This is a genomic window from Sphingobacterium sp. MYb382 (genome assembly GCF_037572665.1).
Classification (GTDB): Bacteria; Bacteroidota; Bacteroidia; order Sphingobacteriales; family Sphingobacteriaceae; genus Sphingobacterium.
This window is the reverse complement of record NZ_JBBGZT010000023.1, coordinates 110,603-132,270: the sequence shown is the minus strand read 5'-3', so window position 1 is coordinate 132,270 and position 21,668 is coordinate 110,603. Positions and strand designations below refer to the sequence as shown.

The following is a 21,668-nucleotide window of genomic DNA, read 5'->3' as shown; positions in this document are numbered from 1 at the left end:
AATAAACAGAAACACTTTGCTATTGTCTATATTGAGACGACAGGTAGTCATGCTGCTGGTGCACGTATTACGGAGATTGCCATATTGATCCATAATGGTAAGAAGGTCATTGAGGAATATCAGTCCTTGGTAAACCCCGACTGCCCTATCCCCTATGCGATACAAACGTTAACCGGAATAGATAACGAGATGGTGGCCGATGCGCCCTATTTCTCGGATATCGCCGAGGATGTTTACCACCTCTTACAAGGCAAAGTATTTGTGGCACACAATGTAAATTTCGATTATTCCTTCATCCACCGCGAATTAAAGCAAGCAGAATACGAGTGGGAAGCACCCAAGCTATGTACGGTAAGGCTATCGCGGAAGCTTCTACCAGGCTTTAGCTCCTACAGCCTTGGAAACCTATGCCGTCAGGTAGGCATTCCGCTGAGTGACCGTCACCGCGCGATGGGCGACGTACGTGCAACGAGCATCCTATTTGATAAACTGCTCGATGCCGACAGCGAAACTGGCCTCATCACGAAAAGTTTACAGGAAAAACGTCAGCATAAGCTACCGACACAACTTAGCCAAGCGCAAGTAGACAAGCTACCAGAAACGGCAGGCGTGTATACGTTTAAAGATAGCAAGGGAAAGATAATTTATGTAGGCAAAGCTGTCAACCTAAAAAAACGTGTGCTCAGCCATTTTTCGGGCAACAGCAGCAGCCTACGTCGGCAGGAATTTATCAATGACATAGCCCATATCGACTTTCTAGAATCCGGAACAGAGCTGATGGCCCTGCTGATGGAATGCCAGTTGATAAAGAAGCATTGGCCTATTCACAATCAAGCGCAAAAGAAATATGAACCTAAGTTTACGCTGTTTCATTACGAAGATATGCGTGGCTACAGCCGCTTGGCGATTAGCAAAGTTAGCGCCCTCATCAAAGGCGTACAATACTTTGAGAACGCAACGAATGCCAATCAATTCTTGAATAAGCTAATCAGCACCTACCAGATAAGTACAGCTTGTTGCTCCTTTTATACACCAGGAACAACGGAAAAAGTGATGCGTAGTGAAAGCACCACAATGGAACTGCCCGATCGTGAGCAACACAATGCTACTATAGATACAATATTGACCACGCTACGCGAGCAGCAGCGCAGCTTTATCCTGATCGACCAAGGTCGTCATGAGACAGAGAATAGCTATATCTATTTCAAAGAAGAGAAGCTGTTTGCCTTTGGCTTTGTAGAAGAACTTAATCAGTGGGCCGAAGCAGAGGATGTGGTCTCCTACCGTGATAAATGCATAACGAATAACTATATGCAAGAGCTCGTTTTAAAATATGCAGAGGAGAATCCTTCGAAAGTCAGGTATTTATCGGCTATAAAATCCGTGTAGAGCTGATTTGGTTAAGACTTGATATTCATAAAAAAAATCCCTACAAACGGAATGTTTGTAGGGATTTTTTTATAGCGGTTAGAAGTGCTTACAACTTACCAACGACAGCTTTATACATCTTATCGTATTGGAAATATTGTTTTGCTATCTCTTGTACTTTTGCTGGCGTCATCTCTCGTATTGTACTTGTATAACGCTTGTAATAGTCTAAGTTTAATCCGTAGAAATAAACAGACTTATACTTATCGGCATGCGAGAAGATCGACTCAAGGCTGCCGAGCATGGTGCCTAGCATATAATTCTTAACGAGCGCTACTTCCTCTTCAGGAGCTAGGCTATCGTTGAGGATGTTGAACTCCTGTTCAATTTCCTTCAGTGCATCAGCCGTTACGTCTACTCCTACCTCTGTTGCCAGCGTAAAGAAGCCACCATGGCGTAAACTTGCCAAAGCAGAACCAATGCTGTAGGTATATCCTTTTTCTTCGCGGATGTTACGCATCAGGCGCGAGCCGAAATAACCACCAAAAAGGGTGTTTACAAATTGTAAAGCCGGAAAGTCGGGATGTGTACGGTTGATCGATGGAATACCGATGCGGATAGCACTTTGCAGGGCATCTTCACGCTCCTCAATATGAAGTTTACCTTCAAAAGCCGGTAGCGTTGGTGCCGTCTGCGTACTTGCATCTGCTGTATTAGGCCAGTTCTGAACAAACAGGTCCTGGATAAGCGCTAATATTTCATCTGTTACACCGCCCGAAAGGATCAACGTACAGTTTTGCGGCTGAACCTGTTTGCGGTATAAGCTAATCAGGTCTTCTCGGCTTAAGTTATCGTAGGCCTCTTCCGTAGGGGTAATACCGTAGCGGGTATCGCCGAACAACGCTTTATAAAAGCGCTTACGAGCCACGTAATCATTCTTACGCATAGACACCTGTAGACTTTGCTTATTGTTACGGATATACGTCGCCAATTCGGCCTCCGGAAAGATTGCATCTGTCAGTATGTCCTGCACAACAGGCAGCACCTGCGCAACGTACTTCTGTAAGCTGTATAAGGTGATGGAACTGTGATCATAGCTATATTCTGGTACTAAATAAGCACCGTAGAAATCTACATCATCAGCAATCTGCGCGCTGCTACGGCTACTCGTACCCTCTTTAAGCATACTGCTTAAGCAGGTATTCAGTAGTGGGTTTTCTTCGCTAGCGAATAGGTTGTTAAAAACAAATTCCGCTTTGATTAAGGATTGTTCCGCTGCGCGAAAAATAAAAACCTTTAATCCATTATCGAAAGTTAAAACCTCGGGTTGGATTAAATCAATATCTTGTATGCTATGCTGCTGTGGAGCTTCGGTTCTATTCAGCATCTTCGTTGGGCTTTGCGTGATAAATTAAAGTAGATGAGTTTTCTTTTCTGAAAAGATCCGCAGCCACTCTTTTAATGGTTTCTGAACTGATGGTTTCGTACTTGCTCACTTCAGTATTGTAAAGCTGGGCATCGCCCAATCCTTCATAGAAAGCAAGGTTCATCGCTTTGTCCAAAATGGAAAGCTCAGAAAATACCAAAGTAGATTCAATTTTATTCTTCACCTTTTGCAATTCAGCCTCGGCCACCAATTCTGTTTTAATGATTTCGAGTTGGCTCCATAGCAATTCTTCAGCCTCTGCCAAGCTAACATGTGGTAATGGCTTTCCTTCCACCACAAAAAGATTGGTATCGATAGAGCCCATCAAATAGGCATTAACTTCACTGAAAAGCGGCTGGTCTTTTACCAAAGCACGGTAAAGACGTGAAGAGCTTCCGCGCGACAGTACATCGGATAGTAAGTCCATCGCTGGGTAGTCGGGATGCAAACGGTCTGGGCCATGGAAAGCCATGTAGATACTGCTTACAGGCACATCACCCTCTACTTCTTCTCTTCTAGCTTCTGTTTGCACAGGCTCTTGCGGTAGGTTACGCTCCGTTTTGATACCCGCAGGTATATCGGCAAACCATTTTTCTACCAATGCCTTTACCTCTTCCGTTTTAACGTCTCCTGTAATCACAAGGACAGCATTGTTGGGTATGTAATATTTCTTGAAGAAAGCTTTTACATCTTCCATGGTAGCCTCTTCAATATGTTGGATATCCTTACCAATAGTTGCCCAACGGTATGGATGTTCCTTATAGGCCAATGGACGTAGCTTTAGCCACACATCGCCATATGGCTGATTTAAGTAGCGTTGCTTGAATTCTTCGATAACGACGTTACGTTGAACATCTAAGCTTTGCTCACTGAAAGCTAAGCTTAGCATACGGTCGCTCTCCAACCAAAGCGCTGTCTCCAGGTTTACGGCAGGTAGCGTCACATAATAGTTTGTGATATCGTTACTTGTGAAGGCATTATTTTCACCGCCTACTTCTTGAAGTGGCGTGTCATAACTAGGTATATTGATGGATCCTCCAAACATGAGGTGCTCAAAAAGATGGGCAAAACCCGTTTTTTCTGGCGATTCATCACGTGCGCCAACGTCATACAAAACATTGACACAGGCCATGGGAGTTGTATGGTCTTCGTGGACTAAAACACGCAATCCGTTTTCGAGTACAAATCTTTGATAATTAATCATTATCTTCTTTTAGTAAGCTATTTATTTAATCCAGTTGATGTCTTTCTTTAATAGAGAAAGGGTTTTTTCTTCTAAGGAGTTTGCCTCAGGTTTAAAATCGTAGGCCCAATTGGCTTGTGCCGGCAGACTCATCAATATAGACTCGATGCGTCCATTTGTTTCCAGCCCGAAGCGTGTGCCTGAATCATAAACTAAGTTGAATTCTACATAGCGGCCACGACGTAGCAATTGCCAGTTTTTCTCGCGCTCTCCAAAAGCACGCTCGCGGTTGCGGTTTACCAACTCGGTATAGATGCCCACAAAGCTGCGGCCTAGGTCGCAAGAGAAGTTGAAGATCTCTTCGAATGATAGACCTGTCTTCTCTGGCGTCAATTTATCATAAAATACACCACCAATACCACGCGTCTCCTGACGGTGCTTGATGAAGAAATAATTGTCGGCCCAGGTTTTAAAATCGTTGTAGAAATTAGGCTGATGCTGATCACACACGTCTTTCAATTGCTGATGGAAAAACTGTGCATCCTCTTCTTGCACATAGTGCGGTGTTAAATCGATACCTCCACCAAACCAACGTACCTCCTCATTCAGCTCGAAGTAACGGATGTTCATGTGGATAATAGGTACCCATGGGTTATTAGGGTGGATAACAATGGATACGCCTGTCGCAAAAAATTGATCATCGTCTACGCCGAATGACTTTTTTATTACCTCCGGCAATTGACCATGTACGGCTGAGAAGTTTACGCCCCCTTTTTCTAGGATATTTCCATCTTGAATGATGCGGGTTCTTCCGCCACCACCTCCTTCGCGATTCCATAACTCTTCGACGAAGGTAGACTTTCCATCTAATGCTGTTAATCCTTTTGTAATCTCATCTTGAATAGCCTGATAGGCTTGGGCAATGCTTTCTCTTGTTATACTCATTTAAGATAATTTTTCAGTCAGACGGTTTACTTCTGTTAAGGCAGACTGTTTATTGTATAGCACTTGGTAGACCATATTGCAAATAGGCATGTCTAAACCATGCTGCTTAATGACATTTTGAATGCACGCAGAGGCATAATAGCCTTCGGCAACCATATTCATCTCTAGCTGTGCCGATTGTACGGTATAGCCCTTGCCAATCATATTACCGAAGGTGCGGTTGCGGCTAAACTGTGAATAAGCCGTAACCAATAGGTCGCCTAGGTATACCGAGTCGTTTATATATATACTTTATTACGGATCAATGGCGCATACGAAACGCTCCATTTCGCGGATAGCATTGGATACCATCACGGCTTGAAAATTATCACCGAAGCCTAAACCGTGGCACATACCACAAGCCAGTGCATATATATTTTTCAAGACAGCGCCATACTCCACACCGAACACGTCGGAAGAGATGATGGTCTTGATGTAGCGTCCTTTGAGGATGCTGGATACGCAATTTGCTTTGCTGCTATCTTTGGCCGCTAGCGTAAGGTAGGAAAGCTTCTCTAAAGAAACTTCCTCGGCATGGCATGGCCCACCGACAACAACAATATTCTCTGTTGGGATATTATAATTTTTAGCGAGGTATTCACCGATGATGAGGTTATCACCAGGGACAATGCCTTTGATAGCTGAAACGACAATTTTTCCTTCGAAATCTTTCGCCTCAACATCTGCTAGGGCTGCTTTTAGATAGGCTGAAGGTGTGTTCAAGATAACGATATCCGAAGCTTGAATGACAGCTTTAGCCGATAAGAAAAGGTTTGCTGGGTCTACTTTAAGTTCTACAGCACGTAAATAAGTCGGGTTGTGCCTGTATTCGCGTACATGCTCCAAGTCTTGTTCCTTACGTATCCACCATAGTAATTGCTTCTCCGTCGTATTGTCGCCAAGCATCTTCATCATTGCCGTCGCCCAACTACCGCTGCCTATCATACCTACCTTAGGTCCGAACTGCTCCATATCTATAAAATCATCGTCTATTTGAACTGGCAAATATACACATTTAAGGGGAGTTCGGATAGCCTTGTCTACGAAGAAGAAAGGCAGCTCCCTGAGGAACTGCCTTTGACTACTATATTTTAGAATTGATCGCTAAATACGTAACGTATTTCATCGCGTAAATTATAGCGAGAAGCCATCACTTCGCCGTAGGCACCTGCCGTGCGTATAGCGACTAAATCGCCTCTCTCCGAAGCTGGAAGGGGTACTTCCTTGCCAAAGCAATCTGAGCTCTCGCAGATAGGCCCTACCACATCATACAGCTTTTCTTCCGCTGATGTGTTCGCATCTACACGCTCAATTTTATGGTAGGCTTGGTATAATGCGGGACGCATCAACTCGGTCATACCGGCATCAAGAATCAAAAAGTTCTTCTTGATACCGCTTTTTGTGTACAACACTTTGCTGACGAGCGATCCACATTGTGCGACCAATGCTCTACCCAGTTCGAAGTGTACCTCTTGTTGCGCACTTCTTTCTAGGAAACGGTCAAAAATATCAAAGTAAGCTTCAAAGTCTGGAATGGCGTTTTCATCTGGATGCTGATAGTCAACACCGAGTCCTCCCCCAACGTTTAAGACTTTAATAGCCGTACCACGCTCTTCAAACCAGTTTTTCCACTCATTTACTTTCACGCATAAACTTTTGAATACGTTTAAGTCGGTAATTTGTGAACCAATATGGAAGTGCAAACCGATAAGGTCTACATGGCTAGCCTGACGGATAACGGAAGCAGCACGCTCCAACTCGGAGGTAGGAACGCCAAACTTGTTGTCATCCAATCCCGTTGTGATGTAGTGGTGTGTATGGGCGTCAACATTTGGATTAATGCGCAACGATACATTCGCACGAACGCCTAAGCCTGCCGCTAACTCATTAATGATTTCCATCTCCTGGATAGACTCCACATTGAAAGCGAAAATACCCTGCTGCAAAGCCAAGATGATTTCTTTATCAGATTTACCAACACCTGCAAAGGTGATTTGACTCGGTGAAAAGCCAGTATCGATAGATTTCTGTACCTCATTGCCACTAACACAGTCGGCACCATAGCCTTTAGACTGGATTAAAGCCAATACACGGTCGTTTAAGTTGGCTTTCAAGGCATAATGCACATGAAAATTCCTTTTGTCGGCCGCCGCTTTCGCGCGATCCAATGTTTCCGCGAGCAAAGCCATATCATAATAGTAGAATGGCGTTTCTAACGCTTTTACGCTTTCTTGTTGCGCTTGTGTAAACAACATATTTTTCGGATTGAGCGTTAAAATAAACGGTTATGTAATGATCTTAATGCTTCTGTTTTGTGCTCGCTATCTAAAAGGATAGAAACGTTGTAGTCAGAACCACCGTAAGAAATCATACGTACAGGTAAGTGTTTTACAGCATCCAATACGCGTGCAGCATAGCCGTGTGTATTCGCACTGAAATCACCAACAACACAAACAATAGTTTGCTCGTTGTCGATACGTACCGTACCAAAATCTTCTACCTCTTTGATGATATCCGCTAAGTATTTTGTTTCATCAATCGTCAAGGATACCGCTACTTCCGAAGTGGTAATCATATCGATTGGTGTTTTATAGCGCTCGAAGATTTCAAAAATCTTACGTAAGAATCCATAAGCCAACAGCATACGTGACGAATGGATGTGGATAGCCGTGATACCGTCTTTCGCCGCAATAGCGCGAATTACGCCTTTGTTGCCACCATCTTTGCTGATTAATGTACCTGCAGCTTGCGGATCCATCGTGTTTAACAAACGTACAGGCACATTGTAGCGCTGTGCTGGAAACACACTTTGTGGGTGCAAAATCTTAGCCCCGAAATAAGCCAATTCGGCAGCCTCATCGAAGCTTAAGTTGGCAATCGGCGATGTATTTTTAACGATACGTGGGTCATTGTTGTGCATGCCATCGATATCTGTCCAGATTTGAACTTCCTCAGCGCGGATAGCCGCACCAATTAAAGATGCCGTATAATCGGAACCTCCACGACGTAGGTTGTCGATCTCTCCGAAGGAGTTTCTACAGATAAAACCTTGCGTGATGAATAAGGTATTTTTTGGCGATATCGCTAGTAGGTTATTCAATTTATCACCGATGAAATCAACGATAGGCTCATTATCTTCATCAATTTTCATGAAGTCTAAAGCAGGAAGCAATACTGAAGGAACGCCAATTTCTTCCAAGTGGAAGTGAAATAAGGTCGTCGACAACAACTCTCCTTGTGCCAATATAGCACGCTCCTCTACTGTGGTAAAACGAGCGTTGCCCAAAGAGGCGATGTAGTTAAAATGATAGTCTATCAGATGTTTTGCTTTACTTAAGCCTTCGGCTGTCGTGAAAAGCTCTTGAATTAACAGCTCATATTTCGCCTTATGCTGCTCTGTAAGCTGTAAAGCTAGGTCCTTCTTGTCTGCAAGAAAAGCCTGTCCTATTTCTACTAAAGCATTTGTTGTGCCGGCCACTGCGGAAAGCACTACAATTTGACGCTCTGCAGGATTCACGATATCGAGCAATCCTTTTATGCGCTGAGCGCTACCTACGGAGGTACCGCCAAATTTCAAAATTTTCATCTGTATTTATTTTAGTTAAGGTTGATGAAACGGAATATTTGAATGAAGGTTCTTTATGCTGACCCAACAATACGTATTCTGTTTCTGTCATTTTTTTATTTAAAAATCCAAAAATCAAGATTTCTTGCTTACAAACCAAAAAAAAAGCGGCACAAATGCTATAAAGCTTCTGTGCCGCATATTTTTTTATGCGGAAGTACTACTTCTTTAACGTCTCAATAAGCAATGTCGCTAGCTCGACACCGATGCGCTCTTGCGCTTCATTTGTTGCTGCCCCAATGTGTGGCGTTAACGAAATACGTGGATGTTGCAAAATCTCTTGACGTGGAGTAGGCTCATTATCAAATACATCAAGACCTGCAAAAGCTACTTTGCCCGCATCCAATGCTTTGATAAGTTCTAACTCATCGATCACACCACCACGAGAAGCATTAACAAGACCAACACCATCTTTCAATAAGGCGAACTCTGCAGCGCCAATCGCTGGTTTATCCAAGAAAGGAACGTGTAACGAAATAAAATCTGACGCTTTCAACAAATCTTCAAAAGCCACTTGTTTTACCGGTACATCAACAACCAATCCGCCAGACAAAGTCAAAGCTAATGTCGCTGGTCCTTCGAAAAGGTCTGTATAGATAACATCCATACCTAAGCCTAAAGCGATTTTCGCTGTTTCGCGACCGATACGTCCAAAACCGACAACACCAATCGTCTTACCACGAAGCTCCACTCCTTTTGCATAGTCTTTTTTCAAGCCTGCAAAATTTGTGTTTCCTTCAACAGGCATCTTACGATTCGCATCATATAAGAAACGAACGCCATTCAATAAGTGAGAGAATACCAATTCGCCTACAGACAAAGAAGATGCTGCTGGCGTATTGATCACGGCAATACCTTTAGAACGCGCGTAATCAACATCAATATTATCCATACCAACACCACCGCGACCTATGGCTTTGATATTAGGGCAAGCATCGATTAACGCTTGTCTTACTTTTGTAGCGCTACGTACCGTGATGGCATCGTAAGCGTTTAGTTTTTCCGCCAATTCATCCTGCGGTATATGGTTGGTGTCGACTTCAAAGCCTACTGCTTCCAAAAGCTGCTTGCCTACAGCGTCGATACCATCGTTTGCTAATATTCTCATTATTTAAATTTCTTATTTATTTTTTTCTTCGAATTCTTTCATGGCATCTACAAGTGCATTCACAGAGCTTAATGTTAAAGCATTGTATACCGATGCACGGAAGCCTCCAACAGAACGGTGTCCTTTGATACCGATTAGGTTTCTTTCTTTCGCTAAAGCCAAGAAAGCAGCCTCTTGCTCTGGTGTGTCCATCACGAACGTAATGTTCATACGGGAACGGTCTTCCTCTACAGTCGTGCCTTTAAAGAATGGATTGCGGTCAATCTCATCATATAAGGTACGTGCCTTGATAATGTTTTCCTGCTCGATTACAGAAACACCACCTTTATTTTTTAACCAACGTAGGTTCAACATCGATACATAGATCGAGTAAACTGGTGGAGTATTATACATAGAACCCGCATCAGCGTGTGCTTTGTAGTCGAAAATCGTTGGAAGGGTGCGTCCTGATTTACCGAATAAAGAATTCTTAACAATAACCAAAGTTAAGCCCGCAGGGCCCATATTTTTCTGTGCTCCAGCATAGATTAAGTCGAAATCAGCAACGTTGATCTCACGGCTTAAAATATCGGATGACATATCAGCAACCAACGGTACATTTACTTTCGGTGTTTCAAAAATTTCCGTTCCGTAGATGGTGTTGTTTGATGTATAGTGAAAATATGCCGCATCAGCAGGTACATTGTATACCTTTGGAATATAGTTGTAGTTTTTATCCGATGAAGAAGCAACAATTTCAACTTGTCCTACTTTCTTTGCTTCTTTAGCCGCTTTGGATGCCCATACGCCTGTATCTAAGTAGGCAGCTTTCGCGCCCTCAGGCAATAAGTTCATAGGTACCATTGCAAATTGCTGACTCGCTCCGCCTTGTAAAAACAAAATAGAATAGTCTGCAGGAACATGTAATAGCTCACGTACTAAAGATTCCGTCTCTGCAATAACCTCTTCGAAGTCTTTGGAACGGTGAGATATCTCAAGAATGGATAAGCCCGAATTATTAAAATCCAATACTGCTTGCGCTGCCTCTTGAAATACTTCCTTTGGAAGGATACATGGTCCTGCCCCAAAATTATGCTTCATCGTTTGAAAAATTAATTGTAAGTAAAATAATGCGACCCCAATACGATATTGAGAATCAACGAAAGCAAAAATAGAACAATTTTTAAAATTCTTTATGTTTTTCCTATATTTATTAAAAAAGAAACAAGCATTTCTTTATTTTTATAAAAATATGACACAAGGAAAGCGATTTAAACCTACTTATATAGCACATCGGTTTCCTACTAGAAAAACCAAATAAGCTTAAGCTTTATTTATCCTCTTGTAAGTGAATGATTTTAGCGAATATTCAAGGCTTTTCCTTCCTGTTTGACGGAAAAAAATTGTATCTTCGCCTGCAATGTGTGTACTTTTTCGGAGGTACCTAATTAAGTTTTATCGAAACCAAATTTTAATATGGCTGAAGAGACAGAGAACGAAAACAATCTTATGCCTGCTAACGACAGGATTATACCTATTAACATAGAGGACCAAATGAAGTCCGCCTACATTGACTACTCCATGTCGGTGATTGTTTCGCGTGCCTTGCCCGATGCAAGAGATGGTATGAAACCCGTACACAGACGTGTTTTGTATGGTATGTTGGACTTAGGAGTAACGAGTAGTAAGCCTTATAAAAAATCAGCGCGTATTGTCGGTGACGTACTGGGTAAGTATCACCCGCATGGTGACTCATCCGTATATGACGCGATGGTACGTTTGGCGCAGGATTGGAGCATGCGCTACCCTTTAGTAGATGGACAAGGTAACTACGGTTCTGTCGATGGTGATCCACCAGCGGCAATGCGTTATACGGAGGCTCGTCTAAAAAAGATTGCCGAAGAGATTCTTTCGGATATCAATAAAGATACGGTAGACTTCCAACTTAACTTTGATGACTCTTTAGAGGAGCCTTCTGTTTTACCAACGCGTATTCCTAACTTGTTAGTGAATGGTGCTTCTGGTATTGCCGTAGGTATGGCGACCAATATGGCGCCGCATAATTTAACGGAGGTAATCGACGGTATCAATGCTTACATTGACAACCGTGATATCGAGATCGCTGAGTTAATGCAGCACGTAAAAGGTCCTGACTTCCCTACTGGTGGTATCATCTATGGTTACAACGGTGTTAAAGATGCCTTTGAGACTGGCCGTGGACGTATTGTGATGCGCGGTAAAGCAGAGATTGAAACGTTGAAAAATGGTCGCGAGTGTATCATCGTAACGGAGATTCCGTTCCAGGTGAACAAAGCAAACATGATTGAGCGTACGGCTGAATTAGTGAATGAAAAGAAAATTGAAGGTATTTCTACCATTCGTGATGAGTCTGACCGTGACGGTATGCGTATCGTTTACGAAATCAAACGTGAAGGCAATGCGAATGTTGTTTTAAATAACCTATATAAGTATACGGCATTACAAACCTCTTTCTCGGTAAACAACATCGCCTTAGTTAAAGGAAGACCGGTGTTGATGAACTTAAAGGATATGATTCACGAATTTGTGGAGCATAGACATGAGGTGGTTGTACGTCGTACAAAATATGAATTAGCGGAAGCTGAGAAGCGTGCTCATATCCTAGAAGGATATTTAATTGCTTTAGATCACTTAGATGAAGTTATTAAATTAATCCGTAGCTCTGAAACACCAGAAGAAGCGCGTGTAGGATTAATGGAGCGTTTCGGCTTATCTGATATTCAAGCACGTGCTATCCTTGATATGACGTTACGTCGTTTAACAGGACTAGAGCGCGATAAGATTAAAGAAGAATATAACGAGTTGATGAAAACAATCGACTACTTGAAACTAGTTTTATCGGATGAAGATCTTCGTATGAAAATCATCAAAGATGAATTAATCGAAGTTCAAGAGAAATTTGGCGATGAGCGTCGTTCTGTGATTGTACACTCGGCTGAAGATATGCGTATGGAAGACTTCATCGATGATGAGGAAATCGTTATTACGATATCACACAACAGTTATGTAAAACGTACACCATTGACGGAATACCGTCGTCAAGGACGTGGTGGTAAAGGTGCTATTGGCTCTACCACACGTGATGAAGATTTTACGGAACATATTATCACGGCTTCGGCACACAACTACCTACTCCTATTTACGGATCAAGGTCGCTGTTTCTGGCTTCGTGCTTTTGAAATTCCGGAAGGTAGCCGTACCTCAAGAGGTCGTGCGCTTCAAAATATCATCAATGTTCCTAAGGAGGAGAAAATCAAGGCCTTTATTAAGGTTACTAACTTGAAAGATCAAGAGTACTTAGAGAACAACTTTATCATTATGTGTACCAAAAAAGGTACTATCAAGAAAACATCTTTAGAGGCTTACTCCCGTCCGCGTGCTAATGGTATCAATGCGATTAACATTAACGAGGGTGACGAGCTATTAGAAGCATGTTTAACAACTGGTCAAAGTGAAGTGGTTATGGCGTTACGCTCTGGCCGTGCTATCCGTTTCAACGAGTCTACGGTTCGTCCAATGGGTAGAACAGCAACGGGTGTACGTGGTATCACACTAGCTTCTGAGCAAGATGAAGTGGTTGGTATGATTGCTATTGATAGCCCAGAGACTACGGTATTGGTGGTTTCAGAAAAAGGTTACGGTAAACGTACTGATATCGAAGATTACCGCGTAACAAACCGTGGTGGTAAAGGGGTTAAAACAATTAATGTAACGGATAAAACGGGTGAACTTGTCGCAATCAAAGGGGTGACAGATGCGGATGACTTAATGATCATCAACAAATCTGGTATAGTGATTCGTATTGGTTTAAATACCCTTCGTATCATGGGACGTGCAACGCAAGGTGTTCGTTTAATTACCTTGAATGACAGTGATGCTATTGCGTCTATCACGAAAGTAGAACACGAAGAGGATGAAGAACTAGCGGAAGGTGCTGAGGGTGCAGAAGCAACAGAAGGCACAGAGGCAGCGGAAGGTTCTACTGAAAATGGAGAATCTACGGAGTCTACTTCGACTGAGGCGACAGATAACGAAGAATAACATATGAGAAAATCGGTTCTTTTTGGTGTTTTAATGGCTTCTTCCCTAGCGGGAATGGCACAATCCAACTATAAAGAAAGTAGTAATAGCTTTGCCTTGTATACTAAATCTGGCGATTTGAAAAATCTTGAATCGGCCAAAAAGTTTAACGATGCAAGCTATCAGAATAAACGAGATTCAACGAGTGCTAAAGTCAATGTGCAACGCGCATTGATTTATAGCTCCTTGGCTTATGCCGATTCTAATCGGACAATTAAGGGCCCTAAAGATCCTATAGATGTAACTTATTCAGCAATGAATAAGTTACGTTCTTTAGATCTAATTCGTTATTCTACGGAAATGAAATATGTGAAGCAAAATTTAGCAGCTGCACACATTACGAATGCGAATAAGGCGCTTGGAAAGAAAGATTTTAAAACGGCTTATGAGAATTACATCAAGGTGCAAAACCTAGAGGTTGGTCATGTGGATGTAACCTATAACTTAGCCCTACTAGCTGTACAAAGCGAGCAGTATAATCAAGCTGTAGGCTACTACCGCACGGTAATAGCGCAGTCGGATGCTTCCGCAGATGTATACCTTGAATTGGCTGATGTATACCGTAAATTGGGCGATGAAAATTCGCTGCTTAACACCTTAGAAACCGCTCGCGGCAAATTTAAAGGTAATAAAACGGTATTATTGAACCTTATTCAAGAGTTTGCACACAATAATAACTACGAAGCTATCGTTCCTATTATTGATGAAGCTATAAAATACGAACCAGAGAATGTCGATTTGAACTATTTGGCTGGTTATGCGAATGAAACGATGGGGCGTGTAGCGGTTGCTAAAAGATACTACCAAAAAACACTACAACTTAATCCGAATAATTACGAAGCTAATTTAGCGTTAGGGTTAATCTTCTTAGGTGATTTCTTAAAAGACGGCAGTAACACAGAAGCGCAATATTATTCGCAAAATTTATTGCTGAAAGCAAACGAAATACGACCTTATGATGTTAATGCATTAAAATCACTGTCGATGTATTACGAGAAATCTGGTGATTTAGCACAGTTAGATCGCGTAAATTTATTATTAAATCAACTTTCAAATAATTAAAAATATGATTTTAAAAAAAGCAATAATGTTTTCCCTATTTGTTGCAGCAGGTAGTACAGCTACATTTGCGCAGACTAATAACTTAAGGAAAGCGAAAAGTAGTTTACAGAAATTTGAAGAATTAAAAGGTGCTGGCTCTGCGGCATTAGGAAAATCAAACTTGACTTCCGCACAGGAAGCTATTGATTTGGCTATCGTTCATGATAAAACTAAAGATGATCCTGAAACATGGACAATCTACGCTTTGGTAAATGCGAATATCGCAACATTGGATAACTTAGCTGATGCAGCAACGAAAGCTACAAATGCTATCGCTAAAGCTAAAGAGCTTGATAAAGAAGGTAAAAATGCAAGTAATATTGCTACAGCATCACAAATGTTGGGACAATACAACTTCAACCAAGGTGTTGCATCTTGGGAAAAACAAGACTTCAAAACAGCATACGAGCAGTTTGATAAGGTATTAACGTACATCCCTGGAGACTCTACTTCTACGTACTACTCCGGATTGGCAGCTATCCAGAATCATGACTACACAAACGCAGTAGCTAAATACAAGCTTCTTGTGCCTGTAAAAGAGTTTTCTGCACATAAATCTATCGTTGTTGATTTACCGAAATTGTACCTTTCTTTAAAAGATACAACTTCTGCTTTAGAGTATGCAGCATTAGCGGCTAAAGATTATCCTGAAGATAAAGATGCCGCTGTTCAAAATATCGAACTTAACCTTATTGCTGGTAAAGAAGGTAAAGTTATCAATGATATCGAAGCACAAATTCAAAAAGATCCAAACAACAAGTCTTTATACTACTATTTAGGTATCGCTTATTCAGCAGCTGAAAATAATGATAAAGCAGTTGAGGCTTACAAAAAAGCAGTTGCTATCGACCCTAACTATGCTGATGCAAACAAAAATGCTGCAGCAACAATCATCAATGGTGTACGTGAAAAATTAAACGCTTTAAATGGTGATAAAACATTATCTAACAATGATTACAACCGTAAGGTAACGGAGCTTAAAGAGAAAATCAAAGAAGCTTTACCTTACTTATTGAAATCTGTAGAGTTAGATGCTAAAGATGTTGACGCTTTGAAAAGTTTGAAAGGCTACTATGACTTCCAACAAGACGAAGCTAAATCTAATGAGTTAAAAGCTAAAATCGACGCTTTGTAGGTTTTACGAACGCTTATAAAAATGGCCACCTAAACAGGTGGCCATTTTTTTTGACTAAATAAGAAAAAGCAAATGCCGAGGCGTTTGCTTTTTTAATTGTAGGGGGCATCTCCTAGAAATCCCTTAATAAATAATACCTTTACAACGTACGGTATGCTTCGTAAACCTCTTCTTCGTTCGTATGTTCAATCGTTGCGCTCATACGTTGCCAAGTCATGTAAGAATTTACCTGTTGACCGTTGGACAAGGTAGGCTCTGTAGATTTCATATACAAAACATCGCCTTCAAAGTTTATGCTGCGCGATAAAACGCTGTGATCCCAGTTTGGGTATAAAGAATGCGAAACTACATAATGTACAATCGCCATTTTATTATCTACTTTATATTTTCCTGTAAAAGCTAAATACCCTTTTACAGCAGCTTCCATCTCGGTCACATCCGGATTTAGCTTATCATTACTTTTGAAAGGAAGTCTTCCCTCCTTTGCTATTTGTACAGACATATAGCCGTCTGGGGCATAAATAAGTAAACCACGGGGGCTCTTTCCCAATGGGAATAAAGAGTCTGACCCTCCAATGGGTACTTCTATATAGGACAGGAGTTTCCAGGCTCCGACTAATTCATCCTTTAGTGTGGTCATAGAATTCGTGTTGGTTTCTTTTAAAACGTTTATTGTTTATTAATATTTTCAAGCTTTTACTATTCAACACAATTATGACAAATGGATTATCATTACCTTTGTAGCTTCAACATTTTAAAGATTTATTGCAATGGAAACATGTCCTTGTGGCACAGGAAAACCGTATGATAGCTGTTGTGAACTTGTGCACACGCAATTATCGGCAGCACAAACAGCAGAAGCCCTAATGCGCGCGCGCTACTGTGCTTTTGCCAAAGGTTTGATTGACTTTTTATACGACACCTACCATCCGCAAGTGCGTAGGTATCAACAAAAAACAGCTATAGCACAATGGGCGGCGGAGAATAAATGGATGCAGCTCGAGATAATACAGGCTACGGCGGCAACGGTGGAGTTTAAAGCACATTATCTATGCCCTTCGGGCGATGTAGAAATCCACCACGAGAAATCGACCTTTAAGAAGCAAGGGGATTGCTGGTACTATTATGATGGACGCTTGCTTTCCTAGTGTAATTGCTTAGCTGATGCCTACTCCTGAGTTTATGTTCAGGCGTAGGTCAACGCGATATACCTCATCTTTCGTCTGCACATCTAAAAAGAAATTAGTAGGATATAATATTTCCAATCTTCTTTTTACATTTTGAATGCCTGTTTGCAGCGCATAAGAAATAGACGCATTCTTGCTGAATGTATTTTCTACAGAAAAGAGTATGAAATCCCCATCTGACTGCATGTCTACCTGAATAAAACATCCTGAAGAGGCACGCCCTACATGCTTAAAGGCATTTTCAACAAAGAAGATCAACAGCATGGGTGCTATTTTTTTAGCGAATAGCGCTACGTTGGGCTCCAAGCGAGCGCTTACCTGTACATAGCTACTTTTCCGGTCGGATTCAAAATCAATATACTGCCGTAGATACGTCAATTCTTGTTTCAAGGAAATCCATTTCACGGTACTCCATTGCACATTATAGCGGATGATATCCGACAATTGTAAAATCTTGTCCGGTAGCCTTTCTGGTTTTTCGAGGCTTAAGCCATAAAGCCCATTTAGCGCATTAAAAATAAAATGCGGATTCGTGTGCTCCTTCAGCAAATTGATTTCCATCTCGCGCAATAATACCTTGTCCTGCTCCCTTTTCAGCTGTTCGTCATATTGCTTAAACAAACTATGTATAGCCACAAGCAACGGGATCGTCATGGCAAAAGAAAATAAGTAGAAACGAACGAGGTAGCCTAGGCTGTTTGCACCTAAATCATCATACCAACCGACATTTGTGAAATAGTAATCACTGATTAAGGCACTCACCGTAAAGACGAGGACGAGCAGCAGCGAAGCGAAAAGATAACTTATATATTTTCGTTTATCGAGGAGCGGAAGGATGAAAAAACGATTAGCTTGTACGTGTAGATATAGAAAGATGAAAACAAACATCCCGTCCACCCAGCCATGATCGCTCGTGAAGTCTTCGCGAGCATTCAGAAAAGTGACGGCAATAAGGAATAAGAAAAAAAGTAACTCCCGTCGCCAAGCAGACTGTGTTATGAAGGGGGCAATTCTCATTAAAAAATTTTCTACGTAAGCAGTACGAATATACACATTCACCTTTTGAAATGGTACGATTCAAATCTACACAATTCCAGAGAGAAGCTTACGATAGGTTATGCCTACAGGAAGATACGTTTGATTGGTGAGGATGACGTAGTCAATATCGAAACTCTCGACATATTTTACATTGACTACGTAAGACTTATGGACACGGACGAACATGTCGCGTGGTAGTTTATGCTCGACCTCCCTAGTCGTAGAGGAGCATATGAAATTTTCCTCTAGCGTGAACAGCTTAATGTAATTACCCCAGCTCTGGATGTATACGATATCTTTAATATCGAAACTAACCAGCTCTCCAGCCACTTTCATCGCTATAGAGCCGGCTAAAGTAAAGTTATCTATTATTCGACCTTTTTTGAATCGGTCTATCGCCTTAGAGAAACGCTCAAAAGAAAATGGCTTCAATAAATAGTCGAGGATACCATAATCAAAAGCTACTAAGGCATGTTCTGGATGTGCCGTCGTCAAAACGGTAGGCAATTTATATTCAGTAGATAAAACGAGGTCAAAACCTGATAATTCAGGCATATTGATATCTAAGAAAACAAGATCAAATTGTTTCTCCCGCAGTAATGCCCTTGCTTCCTCCACATGATAGGCATTCCCTTCAATAACCACGCCGTCCAACCTTCTGATGTAGTTTTCTAGAACAAGGTGTGCGTTAGGTTCATCGTCTACCACTAAACACTTTATCATATTATTACTATAAATGCAGCCTTTATATAACTTCTAATTTATTCTTTTTTTTCGTTTTTCCGATTTTCGTGTGCGATTTAGCCAAAGGATAAATCCGGTAATCGGAAATGTTGCTGCGATAAGGCATACCAAAAAGGCAATAACCTTCGTCGGGATGCCACCAATAGCACCGGTATGTACAGGCTTCATGTACCGTCGCAACTGCCATCCGCCCGGCGATTTATCATGCATACTTTCGCTGATAATAACACCCGTATATGGATTTATTGCCAATTGGTCGAAACCGTTCCTATGCAATACGGATGTGCTAGGGCTTGATGTCTGCACAGGTTCTGTCAATTCCCCTCGTTGGTAGGTAAGGCGCCATGATGGTGCCTCAGGAAGTCGACTTTGGGTGATATCAAGGAGCTGCTGCCAGGTCAGGTGATTGCGCTCCACTCCTGCTGCTTCCAGCTTAATATCTTCCTTTTTTGCAGGTTTAGAGTTTGTTATGGTATACAACGCATCGTTTGCCCATTTGAACGACCATGGAAGGCTCGTCACTAAAAAGATAAGCAAGAAGAATGAACAATAGAACCCAAGGACAACATGCAAATCATGGTTTATGCGCTTCCAGCTTCCTTGTGTCTTCAACTTCAGCCTATGCTTCAATATTTTCATGTTTTTAGGCCACCAGAGGATAATTCCGGTAAGGATAATTACCAATACAATGAAGGTTGATATTCCGAGAATCGTCTTGCCGATATCATTCAATAACAAGGTCTGGTGTATTTTAAGCATTGTTTTGAAGAACGTGCCATCATTCGGGTTTACCCGTGCAGTAACAGCTCCCGTATAGGGATTTACATAAAGCTGTTCGCCAGAGGCGCGGCGTCCGCTTTTCTCTTTAGTCGCTCCTTTGGCTGCTTTCTTTTCTTTCTTTTTTAGCGAAACCTCCATGGTTCTTTTAGGATTCGCATAAACCGTAAACCCTGCAATCTGCTCTCCTGGCGATAGTTGCCCGTTCAGCACGTTTACCAATTCATCAATCGGTAAACGTGCTGTTGCCGTTTCGCTGGTATAAAAGCGCTTCGGGTAGGTCAACTGCGTAATTTCATCTTCGAATACCAAAAGGCATCCGCTAAGGCATTCTACAAAAAAGATTAGTCCTGCTATAATACTCAAGTATAAATGGACGTTTCTCCAAAATTTCTTCATGTGCTAATTATATCTCAATACGTATGGCCTATTTATTTCTGCCAGAAAACTTTAAACGCAGCGCTTGTTCCTACAATATTTCCTTGCGCTACCACCTGTGCTTTATTGTTGTTCACCTCCGAAGAAGGGTAACGCAGCCTTACCGGATGTACATTCCCATTCGCATCAGCCAATAAAGAGCCTGGCGCATTCGGAATACCAAGTCGACGGTAATCATTCCAAGCCTCCGCACCGTTTATCCCTTGTAGGGCTAACCACTTTTGACTGATCAGTCGGGTCAACTTATCACCCGTACTGGATAGCTTCACGCTTTCTTGTGCTAGGTAGGCATCTTGGTCGGCTGCCGAAACACCAATATATTTGAAGGATGCTTGAATACCTTTGTTGTACAGACTTTCCGTGCTTTCGCTCGTCAGCCATCCGCGCAAAGCAGCCTCCGATTGAAGGAAATAGCTTTCTGCCGCCGAGAAGATAAGTGCCGACTGTGTGGCAGCCTTAAACAATCCGGCAGGAACGCCGGCATTCTCCTTTGGTCCTTTAAAAGCAGAAGTAACAGCGAAATTCTGTGAAGGGTCATTACCAGCCCCAAGCACGACCCCTTTATAGTCGCCCGCAACGGAAACGTAGATGGATTTCAAACGCGGATCGTTTACGGCTTTATACTGGGCTATTAAAAATCTAGTAGGTCTATAACCGTTGTATGCCGCAACAGCGTTGTCATTTGTTGTACGGTAAAAGCTCGTCCAAAACTCATTCATCTGCCCAGCGCTGCTCGTATAGCCTGGGTTCACCAAAGCATCGGCAGTCAAAAAGCCTACACCATCTTCGGCGATACGCTTAAACTCATTCTGCACATCTTCGGCCGCAATAACTTCACTCTGACGTATTAACGCACGTAGCTTTAGTGTATTGGCCAATTGGCGCCATTTGATAAGGTCTCCTTTGAACAGGATATCATCAGCCGCAGGCTTCTTTCCACTGCTAAGGGCTGCAGCACGTAGTAAGTCCTCACCTGCTGTAATTAAATTTAAAGCCTCTTTATATACGATAGCTCCTTTATCATACACCGGAGTTGGGTTGCTCGGATTCGAAGCTTCATAAAAAGGAACATTATCATAGTGATCTACTAAGCGTAAGAAGTACCAGCCTTTCATGATCTTGGCAAGTCCTGCATAAGCTGGGTTTTCGTTGATCTGTGCATCCTCGATAAGCTTCAAGTTGTAGATGTTGGTGTAGGCGTTTTCCCATATCGCATTTGCAAACTCATCACTGATGCTATAGTTGATAATCATATCGAGGTAAGAGTTGGTTGCGCCACCGCCACCGATAGTGACATCATTGGCCTTGCCCCAGTATCCACCGAAGAAAGAACCCAATTCATTCAACGTAACAGTTTCATAGTTCGCCAACTTCAATATCGCCGGAGGCAATAAAAACTCAGGTGTCGATACGGTTGGTCGATTCGGGTTGTCATTGATATCCATATTACAAGAAT

At 42.0% G+C, this 21,668-nt stretch carries 17 protein-coding genes and 1 pseudogene; 5 read left to right on the top strand and 13 right to left on the bottom strand.

The genetic code is table 11. From position 1 onward, the window contains the following. The first annotated feature begins 21 nt into the window (after window positions 1-21). On the top strand, window positions 22-1,389 hold the full coding sequence (locus WH223_RS10220) for an exonuclease domain-containing protein (RefSeq protein WP_340047611.1): 1,368 nt from the start codon (window positions 22-24) through the stop codon (window positions 1,387-1,389). Window positions 1,390-1,477: 88 nt separating this feature from the next. Here the strand turns inward: WH223_RS10220 and WH223_RS10215 are convergent, their stop codons facing one another. The 8 genes and pseudogenes from WH223_RS10215 to serC all read right to left on the bottom strand — a co-directional run bounded on the left by WH223_RS10215 (window position 1,478) and on the right by serC (window position 10,774). After that, window positions 1,478-2,755, bottom strand: coding sequence for a M16 family metallopeptidase (locus tag WH223_RS10215; protein ID WP_340047520.1), 1,278 nt, complete (start codon window positions 2,753-2,755; stop codon window positions 1,478-1,480). Beyond that, complete coding sequence (locus WH223_RS10210) at window positions 2,745-3,998, bottom strand: M16 family metallopeptidase (protein WP_340047519.1); 1,254 nt, start codon at window positions 3,996-3,998, stop codon at window positions 2,745-2,747. Before WH223_RS10210 ends, WH223_RS10215 begins: the two co-directional genes overlap by 11 nt. 21 nt (window positions 3,999-4,019) lie before the next feature. Beyond that, complete coding sequence (hemF, locus tag WH223_RS10205; protein ID WP_340047518.1) at window positions 4,020-4,922, bottom strand: oxygen-dependent coproporphyrinogen oxidase; 903 nt, start codon at window positions 4,920-4,922, stop codon at window positions 4,020-4,022. Beyond that, window positions 4,923-5,906 (bottom strand): annotated as a pseudogene (locus WH223_RS10200) (NAD(P)H-dependent glycerol-3-phosphate dehydrogenase). It lies immediately after the preceding gene. A 146-nt stretch (window positions 5,907-6,052) separates the two neighbouring features. Beyond that, window positions 6,053-7,213: a diaminopimelate decarboxylase gene (gene lysA / locus WH223_RS10195; RefSeq protein WP_445265610.1), complete on the bottom strand. Its 1,161-nt coding sequence runs from the start codon at window positions 7,211-7,213 to the stop codon at window positions 6,053-6,055. Window positions 7,214-7,233: 20 nt separating this feature from the next. Then, window positions 7,234-8,547 carry an aspartate kinase gene (locus tag WH223_RS10190; protein WP_340047516.1) on the bottom strand — a complete coding sequence of 438 codons (1,314 nt, stop codon included), beginning with the start codon at window positions 8,545-8,547 and terminating at the stop codon, window positions 7,234-7,236. Between the two features lie 199 nt (window positions 8,548-8,746). Continuing rightward, entirely contained in the window at window positions 8,747-9,694 is a 948-nt protein-coding gene (locus tag WH223_RS10185; protein ID WP_340047515.1) for a D-2-hydroxyacid dehydrogenase, read from the bottom strand. A gap of 12 nt (window positions 9,695-9,706) precedes the next feature. Beyond that, on the bottom strand, window positions 9,707-10,774 hold the full coding sequence (serC, locus tag WH223_RS10180) for a 3-phosphoserine/phosphohydroxythreonine transaminase (RefSeq protein ID WP_340047514.1): 1,068 nt from the start codon (window positions 10,772-10,774) through the stop codon (window positions 9,707-9,709). Window positions 10,775-11,149: 375 nt separating this feature from the next. On the opposite strand from serC, the gene gyrA reads away from it, so the two are divergent. Genes gyrA through WH223_RS10165 form a run of 3 tightly spaced genes read left to right on the top strand, consistent with a single transcriptional unit; the run spans window position 11,150 to window position 16,028 of the window. Then, window positions 11,150-13,753 (top strand): DNA gyrase subunit A, encoded by a 2,604-nt coding sequence (gyrA, locus tag WH223_RS10175; protein WP_340047513.1) that lies wholly within the window; start codon window positions 11,150-11,152, stop codon window positions 13,751-13,753. A 3-nt stretch (window positions 13,754-13,756) separates the two neighbouring features. Continuing rightward, entirely contained in the window at window positions 13,757-14,854 is a 1,098-nt protein-coding gene (locus WH223_RS10170) for a tetratricopeptide repeat protein (RefSeq protein WP_340047512.1), read from the top strand. Window positions 14,855-14,879: 25 nt separating this feature from the next. Next, the gene (locus WH223_RS10165) at window positions 14,880-16,028 is read left to right on the top strand and encodes a tetratricopeptide repeat protein (protein WP_340047511.1); all 1,149 of its coding nucleotides are present in this window, start codon (window positions 14,880-14,882) and stop codon (window positions 16,026-16,028) included. Between the two features lie 139 nt (window positions 16,029-16,167). On the opposite strand, the gene WH223_RS10160 is transcribed toward WH223_RS10165, so the two are convergent. Further along, window positions 16,168-16,668: a lipocalin-like domain-containing protein gene (locus WH223_RS10160; protein ID WP_340047510.1), complete on the bottom strand. Its 501-nt coding sequence runs from the start codon at window positions 16,666-16,668 to the stop codon at window positions 16,168-16,170. 130 nt (window positions 16,669-16,798) lie between these two features. On the opposite strand from WH223_RS10160, the gene WH223_RS10155 reads away from it, so the two are divergent. Next, window positions 16,799-17,176 carry a YchJ family protein gene (locus WH223_RS10155; RefSeq protein WP_340047509.1) on the top strand — a complete coding sequence of 126 codons (378 nt, stop codon included), beginning with the start codon at window positions 16,799-16,801 and terminating at the stop codon, window positions 17,174-17,176. 9 nt (window positions 17,177-17,185) lie between these two features. Here WH223_RS10155 and WH223_RS10150 read toward each other — a convergent pair whose 3' ends face one another. The 4 genes from WH223_RS10150 to WH223_RS10135 form a co-directional block, all read right to left on the bottom strand. Beyond that, the gene (locus tag WH223_RS10150; protein WP_340047508.1) at window positions 17,186-18,232 is read right to left on the bottom strand and encodes a sensor histidine kinase; all 1,047 of its coding nucleotides are present in this window, start codon (window positions 18,230-18,232) and stop codon (window positions 17,186-17,188) included. Window positions 18,233-18,298: 66 nt separating this feature from the next. Beyond that, a complete protein-coding gene (locus WH223_RS10145) occupies window positions 18,299-18,976 on the bottom strand; it encodes a LytR/AlgR family response regulator transcription factor (protein WP_340047507.1) in 678 nt (225 codons plus the stop codon). A gap of 33 nt (window positions 18,977-19,009) precedes the next feature. Then, the gene (locus WH223_RS10140; RefSeq protein ID WP_340047505.1) at window positions 19,010-20,173 is read right to left on the bottom strand and encodes a PepSY-associated TM helix domain-containing protein; all 1,164 of its coding nucleotides are present in this window, start codon (window positions 20,171-20,173) and stop codon (window positions 19,010-19,012) included. A 32-nt stretch (window positions 20,174-20,205) separates the two neighbouring features. Next, window positions 20,206-21,657, bottom strand: coding sequence for a SusD/RagB family nutrient-binding outer membrane lipoprotein (locus WH223_RS10135; RefSeq protein WP_340047504.1), 1,452 nt, complete (start codon window positions 21,655-21,657; stop codon window positions 20,206-20,208). Between the last annotated feature and the right edge of the window lie 11 nt (window positions 21,658-21,668).

Excerpts from the sequence above, each read along its gene's own strand:
- WH223_RS10135 (WP_340047504.1), bottom strand. The coding sequence starts at position 21,657 with ATGGATATCAATGACAACCCGAATCGACCAACCGTATCGACACCTGAG.
- WH223_RS10170 (WP_340047512.1), top strand. The coding sequence starts at position 13,757 with ATGAGAAAATCGGTTCTTTTTGGTGTTTTAATGGCTTCTTCCCTAGCG.
- WH223_RS10155 (WP_340047509.1), top strand. The coding sequence starts at position 16,799 with ATGGAAACATGTCCTTGTGGCACAGGAAAACCGTATGATAGCTGTTGT.
- WH223_RS10215 (WP_340047520.1), bottom strand. The coding sequence starts at position 2,755 with ATGCTGAATAGAACCGAAGCTCCACAGCAGCATAGCATACAAGATATT.
- hemF (WP_340047518.1), bottom strand. The coding sequence starts at position 4,922 with ATGAGTATAACAAGAGAAAGCATTGCCCAAGCCTATCAGGCTATTCAA.
- WH223_RS10165 (WP_340047511.1), top strand. The coding sequence starts at position 14,880 with ATGTTTTCCCTATTTGTTGCAGCAGGTAGTACAGCTACATTTGCGCAG.
- WH223_RS10145 (WP_340047507.1), bottom strand. The coding sequence starts at position 18,976 with ATGATAAAGTGTTTAGTGGTAGACGATGAACCTAACGCACACCTTGTT.
- WH223_RS10160 (WP_340047510.1), bottom strand. The coding sequence starts at position 16,668 with ATGACCACACTAAAGGATGAATTAGTCGGAGCCTGGAAACTCCTGTCC.
- WH223_RS10210 (WP_340047519.1), bottom strand. The coding sequence starts at position 3,998 with ATGATTAATTATCAAAGATTTGTACTCGAAAACGGATTGCGTGTTTTA.
- WH223_RS10140 (WP_340047505.1), bottom strand. The coding sequence starts at position 20,173 with ATGAAGAAATTTTGGAGAAACGTCCATTTATACTTGAGTATTATAGCA.
- serC (WP_340047514.1), bottom strand. The coding sequence starts at position 10,774 with ATGAAGCATAATTTTGGGGCAGGACCATGTATCCTTCCAAAGGAAGTA.
- WH223_RS10190 (WP_340047516.1), bottom strand. The coding sequence starts at position 8,547 with ATGAAAATTTTGAAATTTGGCGGTACCTCCGTAGGTAGCGCTCAGCGC.
- WH223_RS10185 (WP_340047515.1), bottom strand. The coding sequence starts at position 9,694 with ATGAGAATATTAGCAAACGATGGTATCGACGCTGTAGGCAAGCAGCTT.
- gyrA (WP_340047513.1), top strand. The coding sequence starts at position 11,150 with ATGGCTGAAGAGACAGAGAACGAAAACAATCTTATGCCTGCTAACGAC.
- WH223_RS10150 (WP_340047508.1), bottom strand. The coding sequence starts at position 18,232 with ATGAGAATTGCCCCCTTCATAACACAGTCTGCTTGGCGACGGGAGTTA.